Origin of the sequence: Haloplanus salinarum (assembly GCF_009762275.1) — an archaeon.
GTDB lineage: Archaea > Halobacteriota > Halobacteria > Halobacteriales > Haloferacaceae > Haloplanus > Haloplanus salinarum.
In genome coordinates, this window is record NZ_CP034345.1 from 2,683,114 (window position 1) to 2,697,021 (window position 13,908).

16 protein-coding genes are annotated in these 13,908 nt (G+C 68.2%); 12 read left to right on the forward strand and 4 right to left on the reverse strand.

Annotation, left to right across the window (positions count from 1 at the left end; translation table 11 throughout):
• Nucleotides 1-4: 4 nt before the first annotated feature.
• The 6 genes from EI982_RS15210 to EI982_RS15235 all read left to right on the forward strand — a co-directional run bounded on the left by EI982_RS15210 (nucleotide 5) and on the right by EI982_RS15235 (nucleotide 3,902).
• The gene (locus tag EI982_RS15210) at nucleotides 5-763 is read left to right on the forward strand and encodes a Nif3-like dinuclear metal center hexameric protein (RefSeq protein WP_157690494.1); all 759 of its coding nucleotides are present in this window, start codon (nucleotides 5-7) and stop codon (nucleotides 761-763) included.
• A 51-nt stretch (nucleotides 764-814) separates the two neighbouring features.
• Nucleotides 815-1,831 carry a deoxyhypusine synthase gene (locus EI982_RS15215; protein ID WP_157690495.1) on the forward strand — a complete coding sequence of 339 codons (1,017 nt, stop codon included), beginning with the start codon at nucleotides 815-817 and terminating at the stop codon, nucleotides 1,829-1,831.
• A 282-nt stretch (nucleotides 1,832-2,113) separates the two neighbouring features.
• A complete protein-coding gene (locus EI982_RS15220; RefSeq protein WP_157690496.1) occupies nucleotides 2,114-2,365 on the forward strand; it encodes a hypothetical protein in 252 nt (83 codons plus the stop codon).
• The gene (locus EI982_RS15225) at nucleotides 2,362-2,832 is read left to right on the forward strand and encodes a PIN domain-containing protein (protein ID WP_157690497.1); all 471 of its coding nucleotides are present in this window, start codon (nucleotides 2,362-2,364) and stop codon (nucleotides 2,830-2,832) included. Before EI982_RS15220 ends, EI982_RS15225 begins: the two co-directional genes overlap by 4 nt.
• A gap of 292 nt (nucleotides 2,833-3,124) precedes the next feature.
• Entirely contained in the window at nucleotides 3,125-3,493 is a 369-nt protein-coding gene (locus EI982_RS15230) for an Hsp20/alpha crystallin family protein (protein WP_157690498.1), read from the forward strand.
• 214 nt (nucleotides 3,494-3,707) lie between these two features.
• On the forward strand, nucleotides 3,708-3,902 hold the full coding sequence (locus EI982_RS15235; RefSeq protein ID WP_157690499.1) for a cold-shock protein: 195 nt from the start codon (nucleotides 3,708-3,710) through the stop codon (nucleotides 3,900-3,902).
• A gap of 130 nt (nucleotides 3,903-4,032) precedes the next feature.
• Here the strand turns inward: EI982_RS15235 and EI982_RS15240 are convergent, their stop codons facing one another.
• The gene (locus tag EI982_RS15240) at nucleotides 4,033-5,625 is read right to left on the reverse strand and encodes a spermidine synthase (protein ID WP_157690500.1); all 1,593 of its coding nucleotides are present in this window, start codon (nucleotides 5,623-5,625) and stop codon (nucleotides 4,033-4,035) included.
• 87 nt (nucleotides 5,626-5,712) lie between these two features.
• On the opposite strand from EI982_RS15240, the gene rdfA reads away from it, so the two are divergent.
• From rdfA to EI982_RS15260, 4 genes are all read left to right on the forward strand, one after another.
• Nucleotides 5,713-6,321, forward strand: a complete 609-nt coding sequence (gene rdfA / locus EI982_RS15245; RefSeq protein ID WP_157690501.1) for a rod-determining factor RdfA — start codon at nucleotides 5,713-5,715, stop codon at nucleotides 6,319-6,321.
• A 79-nt stretch (nucleotides 6,322-6,400) separates the two neighbouring features.
• Entirely contained in the window at nucleotides 6,401-7,036 is a 636-nt protein-coding gene (locus EI982_RS15250) for an IS6 family transposase (RefSeq protein WP_157690502.1), read from the forward strand.
• A gap of 88 nt (nucleotides 7,037-7,124) precedes the next feature.
• Complete coding sequence (locus EI982_RS15255) at nucleotides 7,125-9,080, forward strand: archaea-specific SMC-related protein (protein WP_157690503.1); 1,956 nt, start codon at nucleotides 7,125-7,127, stop codon at nucleotides 9,078-9,080.
• A 72-nt stretch (nucleotides 9,081-9,152) separates the two neighbouring features.
• Complete coding sequence (locus EI982_RS15260; protein ID WP_157690504.1) at nucleotides 9,153-9,416, forward strand: hypothetical protein; 264 nt, start codon at nucleotides 9,153-9,155, stop codon at nucleotides 9,414-9,416.
• On the opposite strand, the gene EI982_RS15265 is transcribed toward EI982_RS15260, so the two are convergent.
• A complete protein-coding gene (locus EI982_RS15265; protein ID WP_157690505.1) occupies nucleotides 9,413-11,278 on the reverse strand; it encodes a BCCT family transporter in 1,866 nt (621 codons plus the stop codon). The genes EI982_RS15260 and EI982_RS15265 overlap by 4 nt on opposite strands.
• Nucleotides 11,279-11,357: 79 nt before the next feature.
• On the opposite strand from EI982_RS15265, the gene EI982_RS15270 reads away from it, so the two are divergent.
• Both EI982_RS15270 and EI982_RS15275 read left to right on the forward strand, forming a co-directional pair.
• The gene (locus tag EI982_RS15270) at nucleotides 11,358-12,611 is read left to right on the forward strand and encodes an NAD-binding protein (protein WP_157690506.1); all 1,254 of its coding nucleotides are present in this window, start codon (nucleotides 11,358-11,360) and stop codon (nucleotides 12,609-12,611) included.
• 56 nt (nucleotides 12,612-12,667) lie between these two features.
• Complete coding sequence (locus EI982_RS15275; RefSeq protein ID WP_157690507.1) at nucleotides 12,668-13,108, forward strand: universal stress protein; 441 nt, start codon at nucleotides 12,668-12,670, stop codon at nucleotides 13,106-13,108.
• 77 nt (nucleotides 13,109-13,185) lie between these two features.
• Here EI982_RS15275 and EI982_RS18505 read toward each other — a convergent pair whose 3' ends face one another.
• Both EI982_RS18505 and EI982_RS15280 read right to left on the reverse strand, forming a co-directional pair.
• Complete coding sequence (locus EI982_RS18505) at nucleotides 13,186-13,356, reverse strand: hypothetical protein (RefSeq protein ID WP_199243656.1); 171 nt, start codon at nucleotides 13,354-13,356, stop codon at nucleotides 13,186-13,188.
• A gap of 51 nt (nucleotides 13,357-13,407) precedes the next feature.
• Nucleotides 13,408-13,857 carry a hypothetical protein gene (locus EI982_RS15280; RefSeq protein WP_199243657.1) on the reverse strand — a complete coding sequence of 150 codons (450 nt, stop codon included), beginning with the start codon at nucleotides 13,855-13,857 and terminating at the stop codon, nucleotides 13,408-13,410.
• Nucleotides 13,858-13,908 lie beyond the last annotated feature (51 nt).

A 13,908-nucleotide genomic window follows, 5' to 3' on the forward strand; every position in this document is an offset into this window, starting at 1 on the left:
CGGTATGGACCGCAGCGAGTTCGCCGACCGACTCGACGAGGAACTACGCACCGACGACTACGCCGACCTCGACGCGAGCGCGAACGGGTTGCAGGTGGGCCACCGGGAGGGCGACGTAGAGCGCGTCGCCCTCGCCGTCGACGCTGCCGGGGCGACGATCCACGAAGCGATCGAGCGCGACGCCGACGTCCTTCTCGTCCATCACGGCCTCGCCTGGGACGGCTTCGACCGACTCACCGACCTCCACTACGATCGGGTGGCGCCGCTCGTTCGCGAGGACGTGGCGCTGTACGTCTCCCACCTACCGCTGGATGGGCACCAGGAACTGGGCAACGCCGCCGGCGTCGCCGACGTCCTCGGACTCCGGGACCGCGAGCCGTTCGGGGCGTACGGTCCGGAGGTCGTCGGCACCCGCGGGACGGCGGCTGAGCCCTACGCCGTCGACGACCTGGCCGCCCGTCTGGACCGGGAACTCGACACCGAGACGCAGGTACTCGATTTCGGTCCCGACGAGATTCGGGAGGTCGGCATCGTCACCGGGAGCGGCGTGGACTGGATCGAAGCGGCCGCCGCCGCCGGCCTCGACGCCCTCGTGACGGGTGAGGGCAAACAGGCCGCGTACCACGAGGCCCGGGACCGCGGGGTCAACGTCTTCCTCGCGGGCCACTACGCCACCGAGACGTTCGGCGTCCGGCGGGTCGGTGACCTGCTCGAGGAGTGGGGCATCGAGACGACGTACGTCGAGCATCCGACGGGGCTCTGAGCGGCGCGCGGGATCGGACCGTTGAAACCGCTCGGACGCGGAGGCCCGGACATGACCGACGACGACGGCGACGAGGGCGGCGAGGTACCCCGCGAGGAGTTCCACGAGGACCCGCTCGGTCACGCCGAGGTGTGGGCGGGAATGACGGTCGGCGACCTCGCGACGGAGTACGGCAAGGCGGGCATCGGCGCGGCGGACCTGAGCCGGGCGGTCGACGTCTACGCCGAGATGCTGGGCCGAGACGACGTGACCAACTTCTTCGGCCTCGCGGGCGCGATGGTGCCCGGCGGGATGCGGTCGGTGGTGACGGAGCTGATCCGCGACGGCCACATCGACGCGCTGGTGACGACGGGCGCCAACCTCACCCACGACAGCATCGAGGCCGTCGGCGGGAAACACCACCACGGCCGGACCGGCCCCGAGGGCGCGGAGCGCGAACACGACGAGCAGCTCCGCGACGAGGGGGTCGACCGCATCTACAACGTCTACCTCCCCCAGGAGCATTTCACGCTGTTCGAAACCCACCTCCGCGAGCACGTCTTCCCGGAGTTCGACGGTACCGTCGCCATCAGCGAGTTCACGCGGGAACTCGGCCGCGCGAACAGCGAGGTCAACGAACGCGAGGACGTGGCCGAGGACGCAGGCATCGCCGCCGCGGCCTACGAACACGACGTCCCCGTGTTCGTGCCGGCGATCCAGGACTCCGTACTGGGGATCCAGGCGTGGATGCACTCGCAGGTGTCGTCGTTCACGCTCGATGCCCTCGCGGACATGACGAACGTCACCGACGTGGCCTTCGACGCCGAGAAGACGGGGGCGACGGTCGTCGGCGGCGGCGTCCCGAAGAACTTCGTCCTCCAGACGATGCTCACGGTGCCCGAGGCCTACGACTACGGCGTCCAGCTCACCACCGACCCCGCCTCGACCGGCGGCCTCTCGGGGGCGACCCTCGACGAAGCGCGGTCCTGGGGGAAGCTGGAGAAGTCGGCGAAGAACGTCACCGTCCTCGGCGATGCCACGATTACCCTCCCGCTTCTGGTGGCCGGCGCCCGCGACCGGATCGAGTGATGTCGCCACCCCGTCCGGGCGACGAGGCCCCACGGCGGCGTCGGAGGGAAACCCGTTTGGGCCTCCACCCCGGACGGTTCACCGGCCGATGACGAGCGCACCACTCCGAGTCGGGGTGGCACCCGACGACGACGAGCCCTATGAGTGCCGAGGCCGCCATTTTTGACGGTAGACTCAGTGCCTAAGGGTATCTGGTTGTGGCCACGGTAGACATAGGCCCGGTCAGATTGTCGTCGGGCAGGCAGACACGGATTTAAGAACATTGCCGAGCAATCATACGGTATGGCCGCCGAGATCACCGACCGGGTTCGAGAGATCGCTGAAGCCCGCGGTCTTCCGGAGTCCGAAGTACTCGAGCGGGCACTCGAACGCGGTCTCGAACACCTGTGGGAGGACCTCGTGCTCGCACAGTACCTCGACGGCGAACTCGACCGCGGGGAAACAATCGAACGTGTCGGTCGGACGAAAGTCGAGCGAGCGGAGCGAGAGCGTGAGGTCGTCGAGGAAGATGTCGACTGGGGTTTGAACGCGTGACGCTTGCGGCTGTCTCGGATTCGGGACCGCTCATTCACCTCGCCGAAATCGATTCGCTCGAACTGTTCGCCACGTTTGATACACTCCTCGTTCCAGAGACGGTTTCCAAGGAAGTCGAGGCCGGTGGTGTTCCCGACGGGTTGGCCGACCTCTCATACGAACTCATCGAAGCCGATGAAAGCCGCGTCGTAACTGAAAAACTGGACGCCGGAGAACGCGCCGCGATTGCGGTCGCTGAAGAGCGGGGAGTCGTTCTCCTAACCGACGACCTCGCTGCCAGAGAGGTAGCATCCGACGCGGGCATCGAAGTGCACGGCTCTATCGGCGTCATCGCGCTCGGTCACGCTCGGGAATTACTAGATAGAGACGAGGCGGCGGCACTCATGCGGGCACTCCAACGTGAGACGAGCCTGTTCGTGACCGAGGCGATCGTGGAGCAAGGCATCCAGATGCTGGACGAACAGTAACGGAACGAACGGGCTCTATAGCCGTGCTAAACACATCCACTATGGATAGATCCCGAGTCGTGAGTGCCGAGGCCGTCCCATTTTGCTGCCCGAGTTCCGCCCAAAATAAACTATACGAGGATTTTATAATGTGATATGATGTCACGGATGTTCGGAAACAGACGACCGAACGCGGCTTCTACGCTCCCCACCGAACTTCGACAGCCATTCAGAAACTTCCTCGAAGTTCTCTTTATACCAAGATTTATTACGAACCACAAACAACGTCCTACTGGACGCGAGGTGACCACCCATGTCCCTCCCGACCAGTCCAGCGAACTCCTGGCTCCAGAGCACCGACTTCCCGAGCCGACTGTTCGAGACGGGTCGCAACGACTACGAACTGTACGAGGAGGACGACGAGTTCGTCCTGAGCGTCGAGATGCCGGGCTTCGATCCCGCGGAGATCACCGTCTCTTGGGACGACCCCGTCCTCAACGTCGCCGCCGAACACGCGGACGAGCAACGCGGGGAGCGCAGGACGTATCACCGCCGGTTCCGCTTCCCGAAGACGGTCGACGACGAGGAGATCACGGCGCAGTACACCAACGGCATCCTCGAAGTCCGGTTGCCGGTGATGGCCGAGGCGACCCAAGGGACCGAAATCGAGATCCGGACGTAGCGCCGACCGTCGACGGATCGATCGTCACACGAAACCGACGAAAACGTGGTTTCGACGCCCGGGTTCGACGCTACGGGCGACGAATCCGGTTCGAAGTTCCGAAACGTCGTTCGTTCGATGTGACGTTCATTTTCGCATATTCGAACGATCCGACGGCCGTTTCACGGACGAATGCGGAACGCTTAACAGTACACCCGGGTTCGTCGTAGACGCAATGGCAAACGGTAAGGTTGATTTCTTCAACGACACTGGCGGCTACGGTTTCATCGATACTGAGGATGCTGACGAGGACGTTTTCTTCCACATGGAGGACGTCGGCGGTGAGGATCTGACCGAGGGGACCGAGATCGAATTCGACATCGAACAGGCCCCCAAGGGCCCCCGCGCGACGAACGTCGTTCGGGTTTAAACACGACGAGGCCGTCACCTCGCGGTGACGATCACGTCCGTATTCCCTCATACTGTTTATTGTAAGCCAGTACCGATGGTTCGCCTGGACAGCCCGGCGAACCGCCGGTAAACGGTTACAATAATCCGTATCAGACGCCAACCGGCGAGCGGCCGCGCCGGCGACGTGCCGGCGCTTCCGTCCCGTTCTCGGCGGTTCGCTGGACCACGTACCGACGGCCGACCATCGGGTCGAGGAGGGCGTCGACCGGCGCCCGGTCGTCCCGGAGAACGGGCACGTCGTCGGTCGGCGGCGGCGGCCGGTAGTATCCGATCTCCCGGCGGAGGTCGATCCCGATCTCCCGCCGGTCGTTTCGCCGCCGTAACGCATCCTCGGTGAGCCGTTCGTCCGACTTCGTGGCGACGACCTCCACGTTCTGGACGGCGCTCCCCTCCGCCGTGGGGAAGGTGTACACCTGCGGGTAGACCCGCGCCATCGTCTTGTACTCCGCGCGGTAGAACTTCGAGGCCGGGCCGCTGGGGGCGGAGATCAGGTTGGCGAAGAGGACGCCGTCGTCGTCGAGTCGCGACTCGGCGAGGCGCATGAACTCGACGGTGGTCAACTGGAAGGGGACCTTGTCCTTCTTGTAGGCGTCGAGGACGATCAGATCGTAGGTGTGGTCCGTCTCCCGGAGGAACTGTCGACCGCCCGTGTTGTGGACGTTCAGTCGCTCGGACTCCTCGAGGTCGAAGTAGCGTTTCGCGGCCCCGATCACCGCCGGGTCGATCTCGGCCACGTCGACGGTGACGTCGTACGCCTCGGCGAAGTGCTTGGGGCCGGTGAACCCGCCGCCGCCGACGAACAGCACCCGGTCGACGTCCTCGGTCATGAGCATGGGGAGATGGAAGTAGCGTGTGTAATCGAAGACGTGGCGGTCGGGATCGGAGACGTCCATCGCGCTGTGGGGCTGGCCGTCGAGGTACAGCGTCCGCACGTCGCCGAGTTGGGTGACCTCGAGTTCCTGGTAGGGCGTCTGTGTCTGGTGGAGGACGGGCCCGCCGGGCGAGACGCCCAGCGTGCCGCTGAAGCCGGCGCCGACGACCAGCAGGGCGACGACGACGCTCGCGACGGTCGGCTCCCGTCGGCCGCCCCGCCAGGTGAGCCACAGCGCCGTCGCGACGAGCAACAGCCCGAAGCCGACGCCGATGGCCTCCACCCCGAGCGCGGGGATCAGGACGAACGTCGTCCCGAAAGCGCCGACGATGCTGCCGACGGTGCCGACGGCGTAGACGTGACCCGACGCCGCCCCCACGCCCTCCGTCTCGGAGAGTTCGGCGGCGTAGGGGCTGATGAACCCCAGCAGGTACGTCGGCGGCCCGAACAGGAGCGCCACGGCGGGCAGGGAGGCAAAGCGGCCGGGCAGGGGTACGGCCCCGGCCGTCGCCAGCAGGAGGTCGCTCGCGAACACCACGAGCGCGACGTAGGCGGCCGTTCCCAGGAGGAGCCACGCGAGGCGCTCGTCGGTGGCGCGATCGGCCGCCCGCCGTCCGCCGAGGTGATAGCCGAGCGAGAGCGCGGCGAGGAAGACGGCGATGATGCTCCCCCAGGTGTAGATGCTGGAGCCGAACTGCGGGGCGACGATCCGTCCGGCGAGGATCTCCAGACCCATACTGGCGACCCCGGAGACGAACACCGCGAGTTCGGGTCCGGACGGTCGGAGGACGCGAGCGCGGAGCGACGCCATCGTCCCCCCTTTCGTCACGGTGGGGTTAAGCCTTGGCTCGGTCGCGGCGCGGAACTTATCCGGGCGACTCGCGTACCCCTCCCGACGATGGCCGAGGGCGACGGGGACGACGGCGGCTGCAAGATCGACGACGTCTGTGCCAGTCGGGGACTGTCGACGCTGCCCGAGCGGTTGGTCCGTAGACGGCGGACGGGCGGCGACAGCCTCCGTGACCTCGAACGCTTCTTCAACCGCGAGGTGCTCGCGGCGGCGATGCGGGCGGCCGGGATGGAACTCCTGGACGACGAGGCGGCGAACGTCTACCGGCTGTTGACCGGCGACGACGTGAGCGACGCGGCGCGCACGGAGGCTCGGGACCGACTGACGCGCGCCGGCGTCGACGTGGAGCGCCTCCGCGAGGACTTCGTCACCTACGGCACCGTCCGCACGCACCTCCGGGAGTGTGCGGACGTGGACACCGGCCGGGAGGCGGAGTCGGTCGACGAGCGCACCGTCACCGACACCGTCTACGGGCTGTTCGGCCGGGCGGAGGCGGTCACCGAGCGGGAGCTCTCGCGGCTGTCCGAGACGGCCGCCCTGGAGGCCGGGGAACTGTCGGTGTCGGTCGACGCACGCGTGACGTGTACGACCTGCGGCGAGGAGTACCGCCTCCTCCGCCTGCTCGAACGCGGCGGGTGTGCGTGTCGCGACGGCTGATCCCGCCCCGGCGCCGGCGGCAGTCCCTCGTGTTCAGATAAGGATTGAAAGGTGAGGCGTAGCGTTTTCTAAGTTGTTCATGCCCGAAAACGCTAGCCTCAACGGGTGTATCGACCGAATCGAGTTAGGTTTTGTGGAACGAGAGGCAACACCTCGGCTGTTGATGAAGCTCAGTATTCAGCTCCATCTTGCTGGACTGTCACTTTCGAATACTGTTTCCATACTTGAGATATTCGGTGTTGAACGCGCACGATCCACCGTTCATAACTGGGTTCACAAGGCCGATCTACAGCCCGAAGAGGGTCGATGCCCGGATCACGTTGCGGTTGATGAAACGGTGATCCGACTCAACGACGAGCAGTATTGGCTGTACGCCGCGGTCGATCCGGAGACGAACGAATTACTCCATACAAAGCTCGAACCGACGAGAACGAACGTTATCGCTTACTCGTTCTTTCGCGAATTACGCGAGAAACACGACGTTGACGACGCGGTGTTTCTCGTCGACGGTGCGAAACCGCTGAACGACGCCTGCCGTCGCCACGGCCTCGATTTCAGATACGAACGTCATGGAAATCGGAACAGCGTCGAACGTGTTTTTCGTGAAGTAAAACGCAGAACTACCAGTTTCTCGAACTGTTTTAGCAAGGCCGAAGCAGAAACTGCAAACGAGTGGCTCAGATCGTTCGCCTTCGCATGGAATCAGCTAATCTGAACAGCACCCGGCAGTCAGGCACAAACGTAATAGGCCAGCCCCGTCGTACGACGGATACACTCGACGGGAGACGTCGGGGTCCACCACAATGACGGTCGACGAGTCGAACGCGGCTGACGAGCGGATGACGGTCAGCGTCCGGAACGTCGGCGGCATCGAGCGGGCGTCGGTGACGTTCGAGCCCGGCATCACGGTCGTCGCGGGGGAGAACGCGTCGAACAAGTCGTCGCTGCTGGGGAGCCTGGGGGCCGTCCTCGGCGGCTCGCCGCCGCCGCTCCGGGGCGGCGCCGAGACCGGATCGGTGACGCTCGACCTCGACGGCGAGCACTACGCGGTCGAACTCGGCCGCCAGGAAGGGAGCGCGGACGACGACGCTGCCGGCCGAACCCTCGTCAAGGACGCCACCCCCTACACGACGGACGCGACGCTCGTCGACTGCTTCGTCCGCCTCGACGAGGACAACCCCGTTCGGCGGGCCGTCGTCGACGGCGGCGACCTCCACGAACTGCTCATGCGCCCGGTCGACACCGAGGCGATCGACGCCGAGATCGACCGACTGCGGGAGCGACGGGCAAAACTGGACGAACGGATCGCGGACCTCGACGAGCGAGCCGACGCAATCCCGGAACTGGAGGTCCGTGCGCGCCGACTGCGGGAGCGACGCGACGAGGTGAGCGACCGGCTCGAATCGAAACGGGCGGCGCTCGCGGAGACGGATTACCGGGCGGCCGCCGAGGCGACGCAGGACCTCCTCGATTCCCTCGACGACACCCGCGCGGAACGAGAGCGCCTCCGCGACCGCCGGGACACCAAGCGACGCGCCGTCGAGTCGCTCCGCGACGATCTCGACGCCGTCGAGGCGGAGCTGTCGGCGCTGGACGCCGATCTCGGCGGCGAGAGCGTCCGATCGCGGCTCGACGCCGTGGACGACGACCTCTCCGCGCTCCGGGAGCGTAAGGGACGCCTCGACGAGACGATCGACGCCCTGCGGCCGATCGTCGAGGTGAACCAGGCGCTCCTCGCCGATAGCCGGCTGCCCGAGGGGTTCGACGAGGGCGAGGTCGTCGACCGACTCGACCCGGCCGCGGAGTCGATCACCTGCTGGACCTGCGGCCAGTCGGTCGAGCGGGCCGACGTCCGCGAGCAGGTGGAGGCCGTCCAGGCCATCCTCCGGGCGAAACGGGAGGAGCGATCGAGCGTCGAGGCGCGCATCGAGGAGTGCCGGCAGCGGCGGTCGGACCTCGAAACCCGCCTCGAGGAGCGGTCGGACCTCGAGGACCGGCGGCGACGCCTCGAACGGGAGATCGAGGACCGCGAACGGACGATCTCGGACCTCGAGGAGCGGATCGACGCCGCCGAGGAGCGGATCCGCGACCTGGAGGCGGACCTCGACGAGGCCGAGGCCGACGACGACCTGCTGGAGCGCCACCGCGAGGTGAGCGACTTGGAGTACGAGCGGGGCCGTCTCGAACGCGAACTCGCGGCGGTCGGGGACGAAATCGAGGCCGCGGAGGCGGCCGCGACGGAGGCCGATTCGCTCCGCGAGGAACGGGCGGACGTCGACGACCGCCTCGACGACCTCCGCGACCGGATCGACCGGATCGAGCGCGAGGCCGTCGAGACGGTCAACGAGTGCATGGAGCGCGTGCTCGACCGCCTCGACTACGACGGCATCGAGCGGGTCTGGATCGACCGTCGGCACGTGGACGGCGGGACGGTCTTCGACCTGCAGGTGGTGCGGACGACCGACGACGGCGCCGTCTACCGCGCCGCGGTCGACACCCTGAGCAAGAGTGAACGCGAGGTGGTCGGCCTGGTCATCGCCCTGTCGGGCTACCTCGTCCACGACGTGTCGGCGACGGTACCGATCGTGGTCGTCGACGCCATCGAGATGCTCGACGCCGAGCGCATCCGCGGGCTGCTCGAGTTCTTCGACGAACACGCCCGCTACGTCGTCGCGGCGGCGCTCCCCGAGGAGGCCGAGTGCCTCCGGTCGAGGTTCGACACCGTCTCCCTGGAGTCACCCGAAATCGCCACGCAGTGACGCCGTCCCGACGGGAGACGACCACTCGGAATCGGTCGGCTTAAGCGGTGCGCACGCGTAGTCGAGCCATCGATGTCGGTGGATCCCGACCCGACGCCCGCACCCGGCCCGGCCGCACGGAGCGCCTTCCGACTCGGCGTCCTCGCCGGAGGCGTCCTCGGCCTCGTCGTCCTGGGCTGGCTCTATCGGTCCGGATCCCTCACGCCGACGACGGCAGTCTACGTCGCCGTCGCACTCTACCCCCCGTATCTGCTCGTCGTCGCGTCGCTGTTGAGCGTCTGGCTCGGTTTCGACAAGGGGCCGACCGATCTTCGGCCGGTCGAGCGGTCGCGCTAGTTCTCCCGGTCGAACGGCACGAACCGCCCGAGGGGCGTCGCCACGAGGGCGACGGCCGCCCGGTCGAGGAGTGTCGGATGCCCCCGCTCGTGTCGGCGGAAGGTCCGGGTCAGCCCCACGAGGGAGAGCACGGAGAGGAGGGCGAAGGGGCCGCCGGTCGCCACCGCCGCGGTCTGTAGCGACTCGCCGCCGCCGACCAGCAACACGGCGCCGGCGACACAGCCCTGGAGCACCCCCCAGAAGACGATGCTGCCGGTCGTGGGGGCGTGTCCCCGCTCGGTCGCCAGGATGGAGACGACGAGCGTCGACGTGTCCGCCGAGGTGACGATGAAGACGACGATGAGCGCGAGAAACAGGAACATGAGGAGGCGGCTGAGCGGGAGGGCGGCGAAGACCGGGAAGGCGACGACGGCCTCGGCACCGGCGTTCGTCGCGACGGCGCCGAGCGCGTCGACCCGCCCCGAGTGCTGGAGCCCGAGGGCCGTCCCGCCGAGCAGGAGGTGCCAGCAGACGGAGGCCGCCGAGGTGGCGACGACGCCGGTGAACACGACGGTCCGCACCCGTCGCCCCTTCGAGAGCGCGGCGAGAAAGAGGCCGGCGAAGGGCGCCCAGGAGAACCACCACGACCAGTTCCAGACCGTCCACTCGGCGGCCCACTCCCCGCCGCCCCGGAGGCTCATCGGGACGAACTCGGCCGCGTACCGCCCGAGGGCCGCGGTCCCGGTATCGAGGACGAACCCGCGGGGACCGACGGCGAGCAGGAGCGCCGCGAAGAGCACGAACAGGAGGAGGTTGACGCCGGCGATGCGCCGGATGCCGCGCTGGACGCCGCTCTCGGCGGAGACCCCGTAGATGACGACGAGGCCGGCGACGAAGAGGAGGGCGCCGACGCCGCCGAAGCCGACCCCCCACTGGAAGCCGACGCCGGCGAGGAACTGCCGGCCGACGATGGCGACGGAGGTGGCGACGCCGCCGATGGTGGCGAAGACGGCGAGCACGTCGACGGTCCGCGCGGCGTAGCCGTCGAGGCCGTCGACGCCGAGGAACGGCGCCAGCACCGTCGAGACCCGCAGAGGGGCGCCGTGGCAGTACGTGAAGTACGCGATGGGCACGCCGAGCACGAGGTAGGCGCTCCAGGCGGAGACGCCCCAGTGAAAGAACGCGTAACTCAGGGCGACGACGACGGCGGCGTCGGAACGGGGGGCGACGTCCGCGGCCGGCGGTGGCGACCCGTAGTGAAAGAGCGACTCGGCCGGCCCCCAGAAGACGATGCCGGCGGCGATGCCGGCGGTGAACACCATCGCGAAGTACGTCGGGTAGGTGTAGGTCGGCTCCGCGTCGGGTCCCCCGAGTTTGATCGCGCCCCACGGGCCGACCAAGAGGAAGAACGCGTAGCAGACGGCCAGGAACGTCGCCACGACGAAAAGCGGGGCGAACTCGCCGAACAGTACGTCGCCGGCGGCGGTGACGGCCGCCGTCGTCGCCGTCGGGGCGGCGAGCCGAACGGCGAAGAAGGCGGCGAAGACCAGCACCGGGACGCCGAACGTGATCGGGTCCTGTCGGGCGAGGAAGCCGCTCGCCCAGTTGCGCCAGGCGACGTGTCGCACCCGGAGGAGGTAGGGGGCGCCCGGCCGGCCGTCGGCGTCGGCGGCGGGGTCGTCGAGCGGGAGGAGGGCCAGGTAGGCCAGTCCGGAGCCGAAAAAGAGCAGGGAGACGACGAGCCACCCCCGGCCGCTCACGACGCCGCCGACGATCCAGGGGAAGAAAAACCCCGAGACGACGACGACCCCGGCGGCCACGCAGACGGGCAGGAGCGCCGCGCGCACGAGACGCTCGACGCCGCTCGCTCCCTGTGTCGCCATGTCACACACGTCGGCGGCCGGGCTCATATGCGTGTCGTCGACTCACACTTTTTGGTTCGCCGTCACGAATGGGTCGGTCGTGGCCGCCGATCCCCCGGACCCGTCGACCGACACGGCGCTCGAGGAACTCTTCCACCGGCCGGACCGGGTGCCGCTGGTCTACTGGCGGGCGTTCTCCGGGGCACGGACCGCGGTGTTGGTGACGGGGGCGGCCGCCACCCTGGCGTTCGTCGCCGGCCTCTCGCGTCTCAGTCAAGGGTCGGTCGCCCCGACCGGGCCGCTGGCGGCGTTCCTCCCGCCCGGGGTGGCGGCGATCCTGCCGCTCGCGAGCGTCTTCCTCGCCTTCCTGCTGATCGTCGTCGCGGCGGGGTTGCGCGCCGGCTACCGACTGGCGTGGGACGGGGCACTCGTCCTGTATCCGGCCCTCCTCGCGGTGCCGTTGGTGACGGGGGACGCGACCGACCTCGCGCCGTTCGTCGCGGCGGCGGTCGGCCTCCCGCTGGTGGCGGCGAACCGGAGCGGGTTCGATCGGGCGCTGGATCTCACCCCGTTCCAGACGGTCGCCCTGCTCTCCTTCGTCGCGGTGCAGGTGTACGGCACCGTCGGCACCTACGCGATGCGCGAACATTTCGCCGGCGTCCGGAGCCTGACCGACGCCTTCTACTACATCATCGTCACGGGGACCACCGTCGGCTACGGCGACGCGACGCCGACGACTCAGGTGACCAAGCTGTTCACGCTCTCGGTGATCGTCCTCGGGACGGGGGCGTTCACCGTCGCCACGGGATCGCTGCTCATCCCGGCGCTCGAATCGCGGATCTCCAGTGCCTTCGGAACCATGACCGCCTCGGAACTCACACTGCTCGAGGATCACGTGCTGGTCCTCGGCCACGGCGACCTGACGGAACCGCTTCTCGACGAACTCGCGGCGACGACGGACGTGGTCGTCGTGACCCCCGACGCCGACCGGGCGAGCGCCCTCGACGAGCGGGAGGTGAACGTCCTGACCGCCGACCCGACCGACGAGGGACCGCTGCTCGACGCCCGTATCGACGCCGCCAGGGGCGTGGTCGTCGCCACCGACGACGACGCCCGGGACGCCCTGGCGGTCGTCGCCGCCCGGCAGGCCGCCCCGGGGGTGCGGATCGTCGCCGCGGCGAGCGACCAGCGACACGTCGACAAACTCGAGGCCGTCGGCGCCGACGCGGTCGTCAGCCCGGCGGTCATCGGAGGCCGACTGCTCGGCCGGGCCGTCCTCGGCGACGAGGAGGCCGACGGGGACGGCCTCTCGGGACTATTCGACGGCGACGACGCCCGCGAGGGTGCCGAGTGACGGCCCCCAAGTTATTTGCTCCCGTCAGGAGAACGACTGGTAAGGAAGGAAGACAGATGTACGAAACCATTCTGATCCCGTTCGACGGGAGCGACGAGGCACGGAAGGGGGCCGAGCACGGCATCGAGCTCGCGGCGACCTGTGGGGCGACGGTCCACGCGCTCTACGTCGTCGACCTCCCGGGAGCGCCACGGACGGTGTATCTCCGGGACGACGAGGACGAGATGCGCGAACGGTACCGGGAGTACGGCGAGGAGGTCACGACGGAGGTCTGCGAGATGGCGAGCGAGGCGGGCCTGGACTGCGTGACGGTGATCCGGACCGGCTCGCCGGGCGAGGAGATCGTCGACTACGCCAAGGACGAGGGCGTGAGCGCCGTCGTCCTCGGCACCGCCTACCGGGGGCGGTTCCGGGCGCTGCTCGGTAGCACGGCCGAGAAGGTGGTCCGGACCGCCGAGGTTCCGGTGGTCACCGTCCGCGAACGGATGAACGACTGACACTCGTAAGTCAGCACCGGTGGTTCGCCGGACTGTCCTGGCGAACCACGGTACGCAGTCACATTACTCCGGATGAGTCACGACGCGGGCCCGCGCCCGAGCCACCGTTCCCGGAGGTAGATCAGCAGGCTGGCGCTCAGAAAGGTCACCCCGGCGACGTCGAGCCGGCCCACGGTCATGAGCGACAGCGCGACGCCGAACAGGACGACGATCAGCACCGCCAGCACCGTCGGGACGATCTCGGGCATCGAGTCGTCCCGACGCGCGCCGGCCCCAAAAGTCCCGACCCACCGTCCGGTTCAGTAGAAGTGTTTGAACTCCCAGTGATACTGGCAGTTGGGACAGGTCGCCCACTCCGGCACGTCGAACGTCTCGGGGTGGCGTCGGCCGTGTTGCATCCGCGTCCGACAGAGCGGACACCGGAGGGCGAGGAGTTCGAGGTCGGCGAACCGCTCGGGCGACAGGTCGACCGCACACGTGGGACAGTCGATCGGTTCCCGTGGTCCGCCCTGGATGATGTCGGTCGCACACTCCGGACACCGGAGCGTCGCGGGCGGCCGGTACGCCCAGCCGGTGTCGCCGTCGAGGGTGGTGGTGTGGGTCTCGACGCTCGATAGGCGGAACTCGTTGGGGCCGTCGCCGACGCGGAGCGGGGCGAGCAGCCGTCCGACGATCCACCGGAGCCACTCGAACGTCCGTCTGCCGGCCGAACCGAGCGTCGGGACGAGACCGGAGGAGTCGTCGGCCACGGCTCCGCCTAGGGCTGCGGTCGAAATAAATCGTCGGGCGAGGGTCGGTCG